This window comes from Virgibacillus sp. AGTR (assembly GCF_016919725.2).
In the GTDB taxonomy this organism is placed as follows: domain Bacteria; phylum Bacillota; class Bacilli; order Bacillales; family Amphibacillaceae; genus Virgibacillus; species Virgibacillus salarius.
In genome coordinates this window covers 23,700-34,836 of record NZ_JAJERH010000042.1, presented here as the reverse complement: position 1 = coordinate 34,836, position 11,137 = coordinate 23,700, and the positions used below count along the sequence as shown (strand labels likewise).

Sequence of the window (11,137 nt, the reverse complement as noted above, 5' to 3'; positions counted from 1 at the left end):
TAATTAGTCGGAGCATTGCCAATATACATCAAACATTTCAAAATAACTACTTCGCTTAACGCAGTCATTGCACTGATTTTATACTTTCTTAACTTAGAACAAAAGCGCAAATGTCCGATTAGAAACGTAGCGACTGGAGCGAGTCAACGGAGATAAAGGAATCACGGTGAGCTTGCGTGCCAATGATGACTTATCATAGAGCAATTCATGAAGTAGCCTAGTTTCTGGACGCTGGGACTGGACACGGCTCAACACGTCTATCCTCATGCTCAATTTTTATAATTTCCTAGACTACAAAAAATGGAGCTGCCTCATAAGTCTAAACGACTTTGAGCAGCCCTTTTTATGAACAAAGAAATAGAGCAAATATTATCAATAATCTACGTTTTCAATGAGGTTCTCTAAAAAGGCAAACCCTCGCCCTTTACGTCTCTTTATTTAGATCAGATGGCTGAAAGGAAAAAGGTAAAAGTTCTTCCATCGTAACTGTTTTAGTGTCCTCTTTTAGGTTGGTTAAATGAATCTTCATATCTGCTGTAAAGAATTCACTCATCACTTGACGGCAAGATCCACAAGGAGGAACTGGCCGATCTGTGTCAGCTGCAACAGCCATTTCCGTGAACTCCTTCTCCCCTTCAGCGATTGCTTTAAATATGGCGACACGCTCAGCGCAACACGACACTGGATACGCGGCATTTTCAATATTACATCCTGTATATAGCTTTCCTGATTTTGCTTTTAAAACTGCTCCTACAGGAAAGTTGGAATAAGGAACATAAGCGTTATCCCTTATACGAATGGCTTTTTTCACTAATTCATATTTAGCAGTCATTATTTATCCCCTTCTCCACAGTATGGAAGGTTATTATAAGTAAAAATCAAATGATTGTAAAGAGGCTCGGAACAGAACAAAAGTGCGAGCGCTCGTTTAGAACGTAGCAACTGGGGCGAGTCAATGGAGATAAAAGAATCATGGTGTGCTTGCGAGCCGATGATGACTTAGCGTAGAGCGATTCGTGAAGTCGCCTCCATTTCTCGGTACTGAGGCTGGACGTGGCTCAACATGCCCATATTTATCCCCCTGGGCTAAATTTCCTAGACTAAGAAAAAAATGAACCACCAAATAGTTCGTCTTTTAAATGGAACTTTTTAGTTATGCCCCAGCTCCAACTCTCTAATAATTTGGTCAAAAATATAGAGAATGGAATGGTTTAATTCCATGTATCTTTTTCTTCTCACATCTATATAGTAACTATGCATGAGTAGCAGTTCCATATTTTCTTTTGTAGAAGCCACCTGTTGAGGATGAATAGTTAGCTTCCTTTCTTTTACCATTCGCAGCGTGCCCGTTTCCCATTGTTGTAACATCTCATAAATAGGCGTTGTTTCTTCTTTAACCTTTAAAAACAAAGCTTTATCTTTTCGATTTTCAGGAGGATCGTTTTGCTCATATTTATCCTTTAATCGAACTACATGCTCTTTTAATAATTCTGTTTGTTTCTTTATGTCCATGTTGAATATCCGCCTTTAACAAAGTTTGCTATTAGGATTATTTTAACATAATGGACATGTTTTTTTTAATAATTCCCCTCCACTCTCTTTAAAGTCGTTTTTAGTGCATTCATTTCATTCATTCTATCCTGAAATTGATCAGATATTTCATTTTCAACCTTCATCATAAGCTTTTGATCCAGCCAACGTACCTGATCTGATAACTGTTGCAATGATAATTCAACCGATTTCCGATCGGCACCTGGATTAGCTGTATGGAGATTCCTGATAGCAAATGACATATAATCTCCTCCCTTGGTTAAGTTATTACTACTAGTATTCGGTTTAGAGCCATTCAATCCTTCCTGTTCGACAAAACTAGAACGAAGCTTACAAAACAGGTGATAAAACTCATTAATTTATGTGTTTTTGACAAACTAATAATTGAAGGAGGAGTTCACATGAAACAAAATAAGAAAAACCAAACAAAAACTGAATCTATTCGGTCAAAATCCCTAAAAAAGGGCGATAAGAAATTAGATGGTCCTAACCGACCATCTACGTAAATAAATCAAAGGGCTGTCCTAGAGGTCAAAAATACCTTTGGACAGCCCTTTGATAAGTTCGTTTTTTTCAAATGCATTATTCACTGCACAACAGTACATACCGCTTTCCGCCAATGAAATCAAAAACATACCAAATGAACCTCGATTCAATTTTGTATAACCCCCCTCTCCTTTCGTTATAATTCCTGCCTACTAAACACAGACCGAATAAAGTAATAAGCATACAAAAGCTGACGTTTTTTATAGAAAGTTAAGCCAATATCACTTTTTGTTGGAGTAGCAACATTCTTTGTCCATTTCTTTTTGACACCCCCCGATTTATACCAATCTGTTCGAATCTTATCTTGATGTGAAATAATAGGGTATACCATTCGTAGGAATGGAGACGCTTGGAAGGAGAGATCTAAGTAACGCTCATAATCATATCTTGAACCGGTATGTTCGCAATCTATAGCAAATGCCAATGTTTCATTATACACAGATGGGGTAAATAATATTGATGCCAGTTTTTTTCCGAGATTAATCCGATTGGTTAAACTTGTGAAGTTTTGTACATAGGCACCATACAAATTCGTTGATTTTGTTGGTAACAGTACTGCGTTCATTAAAAGTAGATTTTGTAGTACGTATGGTAGCTTGTGAAAAACACGTTTTTTAAAAAATGATTGTTCAATTACTGGCCCATGTATTACATTCTGTTCGTTTATAATTAATGCTCGAAGTAATCGATCTTCATCAGAGAACTTCCAAAAATAATGCCATTCTTTTATCATAAAATCCGACACATGGAAAACCTTTAATAACTGAAATACAGGCTCTCGCAGTTGCTTTGAAAGCTGGTAAATTAGTAATTGCGGATATGCATCAGAGAAAATTAACCAATTTGCGCGTTCATAAGTCATAAATAATCGCTCTCTCTCCTTATCACCCAGTATAAATCGATAAGGAGGTAACAATAGATCTGTCATATTATACCCTGCATTTCTAGACACAAGACTTGCTAAGTATGACCATTTTATTTCTGGAAATTGCAAATAATAGTTAAAATAAGCAGTTGTGCGGCTAATATTATCTCTATTTCGTGATTTAGTTGAATTTGTTATATAATGGACATAGGATTGAAGTTCTTTCGTTGGATACATCTTCATCCTTCCTTCAACAGTTTGTTTTAACTATGCACGATTCTGTAATATTTATGCGTACTATTTAAATGGTATTTTTTTTCTTATATTATATGGTATTATGCAAGGAGGAACCAACAAATGAATTACCCAAATGGGCAGAGAAAAAATATCAGTCGTCCAAAAGACGCTAAAAAAAACACAAATATATTTAGTAATCGAGGGATGACATTAGAAGAAGATATTAATGAGACGAACACTTTTTATGTAAAAGCAAATAAAGCAGTTATCTATAAAAAACCAACACCAGTACAGATTGTAAAGGTAAACTATCCAAAACGAAGTGCAGCAGTTATTACAGAAGCATATTTCAAACAAGCATCAACAACTGACTATAATGGGGTCTATAGGTATAGGTATATTGATTTCGAAGCGAAAGAGACTAAAAATAAAACCTTGTTTCCGCTAGCTAATATACATGAACATCAAATAGATCATATGAAGGCTGTAGTTGACCATGGAGGAATTAGTTTTATTATTATCCGATTTGCTGCACATGACGAAACATTTTTTTTACCTGCAGAGAAACTTTTTGTGCACTGGAACGTCAAATTAAATGGTGGCAAAAAATCGATTGCCTATGAAACCATTCAGGAAGAAGGATATATCATCCCTTTTCAATATAAAGCAAGAATTGATTATTTAGCTATCATTGATGAGCTTTATTTTTAGAGACGGAGGAATGAAGTGATGGCAGAAAATAGCCAATCTCGTACAGCGAGAAGAAAACAGAAAAAATCAAAGAAAAAACCGATGTGGAAAAAAATTGTACTGTCCTTATTAATTATATTTGTTGTAATGGGACTAGGCGCTGGTGCGACAGCTGCATATTGGATCGCTACAGCGCCAGATATAGATGATGCAAAATTATCCGATCCATTAGCATCACAAATTCTTGATAAGGATGGCGAAGTATTTGCAAGTCTTGGAGATAAGCAAAGAACGAAAATAAGCTATGATGAATTGCCGAAAATATTAATTGATGCTGTTACAGCAACGGAGGATGCTCGATTCTTTGAACATGGTGGAATCGATTTAAGACGTATTGGTGGTGCCATTGTAGCCAATATAACAAATGGTTTTGGATCAGAAGGTGCTAGTACCATTACACAGCAGGTTGTAGAGAAATCCTTCCTATCGCCTGAGAAAAAGATTAGTTTAAAAGTACAAGAACAATGGCTAGCATTAAAACTGGAGCGTGAATACTCCAAAGAAGAGATCTTAGAGATGTATTTAAATAAGATCTATTACGGTAGTGGTGCATATGGCGTTGCTAAAGCTGCTGAGACATACTTCGGGAAAAAAGATTTAAGTGAATTAACACTTCCTGAGGCTGCCATTTTAGCTGGCTTACCACAGCGACCTACAGCATACGATCCATTCAATAACCCAGACCTAACGAAGAAAAGAATGGATACCGTATTAAAATTGATGGTGCGCCATGGAAAAATTTCACAAAAAGAAGCCGATGAAGCTAGAGAAGTGGAAATTTCTTCTCTGTTAACCGACTCTCGTCCTGATTCTGCTCCTTATGATGCCTTTTTACAGAAGGTGGAAGAAGAAGTTAGAGAAAAAGTAGATGGTGCAGATATTAATACAGATGGATTAACGATTCATACAACACTTGATACAAGTGCCCAGGAGCATGTTGAATATTTATTAACAGATAGTGAAGATAATCCAATCCCTTATCCGGATGATGAAATGCAGGCAGGTCTGGCCGTTCTGGACACTAAGAATGGTGCGATACGAGCTATTGGCGGACGACGAAATAGCGAAGGGAAAAAGGAATTAAACTTCGCCTTCCAAAAACCGCAACAACCTGGTTCAACATTTAAACCAATTATAGCCTATGGTCCAGCAATAGAATATAATAAAATGTCGACATACCATCAAATAAACGATGATAAGCCATATGAAATAGCAGGAACTGACCAATCTGTTCGAAATTGGAACAGACAATACGCTGGCTGGATGACAGCGCGCCATGCCTTAAACCAATCGTTAAACGTACCGGCAGTAAAAACATTAGAAGAAGTTGGCTATGAAAATTCCAAAAAATTTGCTGAAGGCCTTGGAATTAATTTCCATGAAGATAAAATTACAATCACAGATGCTATTGGTGGAACGCAAACATATGTTACCCCAGTACAACTAGCTGGTGCATTCCGAGCATTTGGTAATGAGGGATTGTATAATGAACCATATGCAGTAACCAAAGTAGAATTTCCTGATGGAAGAACCATTGATTTAAAACCAAAGGCCGAGCCTGTTATGTCAGATTACACAGCATATATGATGACAGATATGCTTAAATCTGCTATTACAGAAGGTACTGGTAAACTTGCAAATATCTCTGGCTTACCAGTAGCAGGAAAGACGGGAACAACCAATCTTGAAGATAAATCTGGTAGCCCCGATTCATGGTTTACTGGCTATACAACGAATTACACGATTTCCGTATGGACAGGTGGTTATACAGATGAGAATGGACACCGTGATGTAATTCCTAGCGGCCATACGAAAATCCCACATGCCCTATTCAAAAACATTATGACGGAACTGTCAAAAGACGTGGAGACGAAAGACTTTGTTAAGCCAAATTCTGTGGTAGAAGCAAAGGTTGAAAAAGGATCAAACCCTGCGGCGAAGCCGAGTGAATTTACACCTTCATCCTCTATTTTGACGGAGCTATTCGTAAAAGGAACAGAGCCAAGCAGCACCTCCGAGAAGTTCGATAAATTAGATGCAGTTAGCGGATTGAAGGCTACCTTTAACGAAGAAAGTAACACGATTGACGTTTCATGGGATTATAAATCCGATGCAGATGTATCATTTGAAGTCGGATTACAAATGAACGATGGAAAAATGCAAACACTCTCTACGACAGAAGATACCTCTATGGTGATTAAAGAGGTAGAGCCAGACGCTAATTATACTATTCAGGTCGTGGCTATCAGTAATGACGATGAATCAATGAAAAGTGAACCGAAAACCACGAAAGTAAAAATTCCAGGCGAAGAAGAGGAAGAAGGAATTCCAGCTGTTGAGGGATTATCAGCCGCTTACAATGAGGCAAATTCAGAAATTGATGTTTCGTGGAACTATAATGGTCCGCCTGCCAGCTTCGAGGTATCAGTAAACGGACAAACGAAGACAGTTGAAGCAAACGGTCTTAAAATTGATGGTGCACAGCCTGGTCAAAGCTATACCATCTCGGTAACACCAGTTGGTAAAAAGGGTAATAACGAAGGAGTCCGCGGACAAAGTCAACATACAACCGTGACAGTTCCTGCGGATGAAACGGGAGAAAATAACGGTGACCCTGGTGGATCTGGTGGAGACGGAGATGGTGGATCTGGTGGATCTGGTGGAGATGATGGAGATGGTGGTGAAGAAGGGTCGTCTCAACAAGGTGGAGGCGAAAATAGTGGTGAAGATGGATCTGAAGGCGGAGGTCCCGACAGTGGAAATTCAGTTGATGAAGAACAATAATAATAAAGAGGTATTCTCAAAAGTCCATTAAACGAAACACCGACCATGATGTTTAAAAATCATGGTCGGTGTTTTTTGGTTTGTATTTAATTGAAATTACCTTTTAAATCTTTTGGGTAAGTTAGGTAATCGACAATAGCCTGAATACAGTTTTAACTTAATCAAGTCTGCACAGACTTCGAGTCTTTTCAACAGCCGTAAATGAGATGTCGAGGAGGTTAAATCCCGTACCCATGTTAAGTTTCAATCATAGGCGATCTCCATTTTAATTAGATAAATTAAAAGGAAATCCCTTAGTCATTTTTTATTGCTTTTGGGACAGCAGTGCGCATCCGCTTTTGTCCTTCTCTACACACCTCTAACAGTGGACATTCTGGACAGTTTGGATTTCTTGCTTTACAATGATACCTGCCAAAAAATATCATGCGATGATGTGTTTCGCTCCATTCCTCTTTTGGCACTTTCCGCATCAATGTTTCTTCTACTTCTATTACCGTATCCTTCCATCTACAAATACCTAGACGCTTTGATACACGCTCAACATGCGTATCCACAGCTATTGCAGGCTCACCGAATGCAACAGATGCTACCACATTTGCCGTTTTTCTACCAACTCCAGCTAATTTAACAAGCTCTGTTTTTGATTTGGGGACAATACCACCATATTCCTCCAAAAGAACGGTACATAGTTTACGGATATTTTTTGCCTTATTCCGATATAAACCAATTGACTTAATATCGTTCTGCAGCTCCTCTAAAGGCACTGCAAGATAATCCTCTGGTGTTTTATATTTCTTAAATAATTCTTTCGTTACTTTATTTACTAATGTATCCGTACACTGTGCGGATAAAAGTACTGCTATAACCAACTCAAAAGGATTTTCATGCTCCAGTTCACATTCAGCATAAGGAAACATTTTTTTCATTTCATCTAAACAAAACCTAATCTGTTTTTTATTCAGCATCTGCTTAGTCTTCTCCTTCTAGCCAATTATAATAAAATGAGGTATCTCTTTTTTTGGTAGGCTGATTTGTTCCTGTTTGCGAAGAATGGAATTGCTTACTTGCATTTCTAGCTTGCTCCACTGTATGGATTCCTTTTTTCTTCCATTCTCTTAGAATTCTGTCAATATATTTAAAATTAAGCTTGCCCATCAACACAGATTCTCTTAGTCCTGCTTTAATTAAAGCAGGTGAAATATGATCTTGATCAAGCCACGCATTTATCGTCTCTATTTCAAACGGTGAAAGCGGACGGCCAAATTCTTGTTCAAATAAGATAAATATTGTTCCGTCAGTAGACGCTTCCTGTTGTTGTGTATCCGATGAAAATAATTTATTCCAAAGCGGGGTTAAACAATAAGCTTCACTTAGTTTCTCCCCTTCCCTTTCCTGCTGCTTAATAGCTAGCATATCCTTTTGAATCAGTGCCCGTAATAAATGTGCACATTCCTTTTCATCCATTGTAACATAGGCAGCTAACTGATCAGGTGTAGGAAAATCAACCCTATCCTGTAAGAATCGTTGAATCTGTAATAAGAGCATTACTTCCTTTTCATTGAGCCCTAAATCCTTATATGCTAAGAATAATTCTACAGGAATCTGTATTTGGTTTAACAATATATCTTGAATGGAAATTTGCTTCGTCATCATAGCACCTCATTAAAAGTATAGCATGTTGTTAAAATAATAAAATCCCTTGCTTTAAAAGACAAGGGATTTTATTACAGGTTAATGGGCTGTAAAAACCCCAACCTCAAAAAACAGCAGCGGTTCATAAACGCTTATACGTTTAAGGTTTGTTCCTTTTAAACCGACTATATATTGGAATTAGCGATAAAAAAGCTGATAGCTAGTCACTTAAAAAATCCTCATTTATGGATAAAGCCGGTTAAGTAATCTTGGAAAAGGAATTGTTTCACGTACATGATCTACACCAGATATCCAAGCGACTGTCCTTTCTAATCCTAGACCAAAACCTGAGTGAGGAACACTACCGTATTGCCTTAGCTCTAGATACCATTTATAGGCTTCGCCTGTTAAGTCATGCTGTTCATAGCGCTCTTTCATAAGCTCTAAATCATCAATACGTTGCGAACCACCTATAATTTCTCCATATCCCTCAGGAGCAATAAGATCTGCACATAAAACAACATCCGAACGATTAGGGTCAGGCTTCATGTAGAATGCTTTAATCTCTGCTGGGTAATTTGTGATAAATACTGGCTTATCAAAGCTTTCAGCAATCGCAGTTTCATGAGGTGCACCAAAGTCTTCTCCCCATTCAATATCCGTAAATCCTTTGTCTTTTAAAAGATCAATCGCATCATCATAAGAGATTCGTGGGAATGGTGCTTTTACCTTTTCTAATTTTTCAGTATCTCTTTCTAATACCTGTAATTCTAGCTTACAATTTTCTAAAACACTTTGCACAACAAAGCTCACGTAATTCTCTTGAATTTCAAGACTTTCTTGATGGTCAACAAAAGCCATTTCTGGTTCAATCATCCAGAACTCAATCAAATGTCTGCGTGTTTTCGATTTTTCTGCTCGAAAAGTAGGACCAAAGGAGAATACTTTACCAAAAGCCATAGCAGCTGCTTCCATATATAGCTGACCACTTTGTGACAAATAGGCTTCCTCGTCAAAGTATTTTGTGTGAAATAATTCCGTTGTTCCTTCAGCGGAAGAACCTGTTAGAATAGGAGGATCAATTTTTACATATCCGTTCTCATTAAAGAATTGATACGTTGCGCGAATAATTTCATTTCGTATTTTCATTACAGCATGTTGTTTTTTAGAGCGTAGCCATAAATGACGATGATCCATTAAAAACTCAGTTCCATGCTCCTTAGGAGTTATTGGAAAATCAATGGACTCATGTATTAATTCAATATCACTTACTTGCATTTCATAACCAAACGGAGAGCGGGTGTCCTCAACAATTTTACCAGTTATGTAAACAGAGGATTCTTGGGTTAAATTTTTAGCCAGTTGAAAGGTTTCTTCACTGACATCATTTTTAACGACTACTCCTTGTATAAAACCAGTACCATCACGTAGTTGCAAAAAGGCAATCTTTCCACTTGAACGCTTATTGGCGAGCCATGCTCCCATGGTAACTGTTTGATCATTGTGTGCTGGTGCTTGTGAAATAGTTATTTTCAAAAAAATTACCTCCTGATACGATTAAGATTGGTGCTTTAATACAAATCGTTTTATTCGTGTAGCTGCCTCTATTAAAGCTTCCATTGATGTGGCATAGGATAGACGCACATTATTTGGTGAGCCGAACCCAGAGCCTGGTACAAGTGCAACTTTTCCCTCTTCTAACAAAGCACTTACCCATTCATCCACAGAAGCAAATCCATTATTTCTTGATGCTTCTTCTACATTTGGAAACAGATAGAAGGCTCCCTTCGGTTTAATACAGGTAACACCTGGTATTTCAAGTAAGAGTTCATAGAGTTTTTCTAGGCGTTCGGCAAATACCTGCTTCATCCCTTCGACAGGTTCCCCGTCCATCTGATATGCTGCAAGAGCTGCATATTGCGCAATAGATGTAGGATTTGATGTTGAGTGTGAAGCTAAACTTGTCATTGCCTTTATGATAGCAATGGGTCCAGCTGCATATCCAATTCTCCAGCCCGTCATAGCATGTGACTTGGATACCCCATTTATAACAACAGTCTGTTCCTGCAAATCGCTAGAAAGTTGAGCAATTGAAATATGTGGATCCCCTGAGTAAATCAGCTTCTCATAAATTTCATCTGAAACGATAAGTATATCATGCCTTAAACAAACTTCTCCTATTTGCTTAAGTTCTTCCTCTGTATACATCATACCTGTTGGATTACTAGGTGAGTTTATAATTACAGCTTTCGTTTTATCAGTTATCGCATTTTCAAGTTGTGCTGGTGTCAATTTAAATCCGTTTTCTTCACTTGCTGTCAAAAATACCGGACTGCCACCTGCTAACTTAACCTGTTCTGGATAGCTAACCCAGTATGGGGCAGGTATTATTACTTCGTCCCCTTCATTTAGCAATACTTGAAATAATGTATAAAGTGCGTGTTTTGCACCTGTTGTGACAATAATTTGATCGGTCGAATAATCCAGGTGATTATCTGCTTTAAATTTAGATACGATCGCTTGTTTTAGCTCCACTATTCCACCCGATGGCGTATATTTAGTCATTCCTTCACGCATTGCGTTTTGTGCAGCATTTAAAATGAATTCTGGTGTATTAAAATCAGGCTCACCCGCTCCTAGAGCAATGACATCATGACCTTGCTTTTTTAATTCTTTGGCTTTTGCTGTTATTGCTAAGGTTGAGGATGGAGTTAAGGTTTTTACTCGATTTGCTAGTTCCACTAATATCACCTTTCTATGTTAGCATTCCTT

The 11,137-nt window shown here is 37.7% G+C and carries 12 protein-coding genes; 3 read left to right on the top strand and 9 right to left on the bottom strand.

The features are described from left to right. Positions 1-424 precede the first annotated feature (424 nt). From JUJ52_RS14955 to JUJ52_RS14945, 3 genes are all read right to left on the bottom strand, one after another. Positions 425-832 carry a cytidine deaminase gene (locus tag JUJ52_RS14955; RefSeq protein ID WP_026680981.1) on the bottom strand — a complete coding sequence of 136 codons (408 nt, stop codon included), beginning with the start codon at positions 830-832 and terminating at the stop codon, positions 425-427. A 317-nt stretch (positions 833-1,149) separates the two neighbouring features. Next, the gene (locus tag JUJ52_RS14950; protein WP_026680982.1) at positions 1,150-1,512 is read right to left on the bottom strand and encodes a DUF1798 family protein; all 363 of its coding nucleotides are present in this window, start codon (positions 1,510-1,512) and stop codon (positions 1,150-1,152) included. Positions 1,513-1,577: 65 nt separating this feature from the next. Next, positions 1,578-1,793, bottom strand: coding sequence for a hypothetical protein (locus JUJ52_RS14945; protein ID WP_026680983.1), 216 nt, complete (start codon positions 1,791-1,793; stop codon positions 1,578-1,580). A 159-nt stretch (positions 1,794-1,952) separates the two neighbouring features. On the opposite strand from JUJ52_RS14945, the gene JUJ52_RS14940 reads away from it, so the two are divergent. Beyond that, positions 1,953-2,057, top strand: coding sequence for a spore protein (locus JUJ52_RS14940; protein ID WP_200862547.1), 105 nt, complete (start codon positions 1,953-1,955; stop codon positions 2,055-2,057). A gap of 18 nt (positions 2,058-2,075) precedes the next feature. On the opposite strand, the gene JUJ52_RS23420 is transcribed toward JUJ52_RS14940, so the two are convergent. Next, complete coding sequence (locus JUJ52_RS23420; protein ID WP_255637702.1) at positions 2,076-2,207, bottom strand: hypothetical protein; 132 nt, start codon at positions 2,205-2,207, stop codon at positions 2,076-2,078. A 26-nt stretch (positions 2,208-2,233) separates the two neighbouring features. Continuing rightward, positions 2,234-3,199, bottom strand: a complete 966-nt coding sequence (locus JUJ52_RS14935) for a DUF2515 family protein (protein ID WP_026680984.1) — start codon at positions 3,197-3,199, stop codon at positions 2,234-2,236. A 120-nt stretch (positions 3,200-3,319) separates the two neighbouring features. Between JUJ52_RS14935 and recU the strand changes: the two genes are divergently transcribed. Then, positions 3,320-3,910, top strand: a complete 591-nt coding sequence (gene recU, locus JUJ52_RS14930; protein ID WP_205388536.1) for a Holliday junction resolvase RecU — start codon at positions 3,320-3,322, stop codon at positions 3,908-3,910. Between the two features lie 18 nt (positions 3,911-3,928). After that, on the top strand, positions 3,929-6,733 hold the full coding sequence (locus tag JUJ52_RS14925) for a PBP1A family penicillin-binding protein (RefSeq protein WP_205388535.1): 2,805 nt from the start codon (positions 3,929-3,931) through the stop codon (positions 6,731-6,733). A 293-nt stretch (positions 6,734-7,026) separates the two neighbouring features. On the opposite strand, the gene nth is transcribed toward JUJ52_RS14925, so the two are convergent. The 4 genes from nth to JUJ52_RS14905 all read right to left on the bottom strand — a co-directional run bounded on the left by nth (position 7,027) and on the right by JUJ52_RS14905 (position 11,107). Beyond that, on the bottom strand, positions 7,027-7,698 hold the full coding sequence (nth, locus tag JUJ52_RS14920) for an endonuclease III (protein ID WP_026680987.1): 672 nt from the start codon (positions 7,696-7,698) through the stop codon (positions 7,027-7,029). 4 nt (positions 7,699-7,702) lie between these two features. Then, positions 7,703-8,383: a DnaD domain-containing protein gene (locus tag JUJ52_RS14915; RefSeq protein ID WP_205388534.1), complete on the bottom strand. Its 681-nt coding sequence runs from the start codon at positions 8,381-8,383 to the stop codon at positions 7,703-7,705. A gap of 225 nt (positions 8,384-8,608) precedes the next feature. After that, a complete protein-coding gene (gene asnS, locus JUJ52_RS14910) occupies positions 8,609-9,901 on the bottom strand; it encodes an asparagine--tRNA ligase (protein WP_121605098.1) in 1,293 nt (430 codons plus the stop codon). 21 nt (positions 9,902-9,922) lie between these two features. Next, complete coding sequence (locus JUJ52_RS14905) at positions 9,923-11,107, bottom strand: pyridoxal phosphate-dependent aminotransferase (RefSeq protein WP_205388533.1); 1,185 nt, start codon at positions 11,105-11,107, stop codon at positions 9,923-9,925. Between the last annotated feature and the right edge of the window lie 30 nt (positions 11,108-11,137).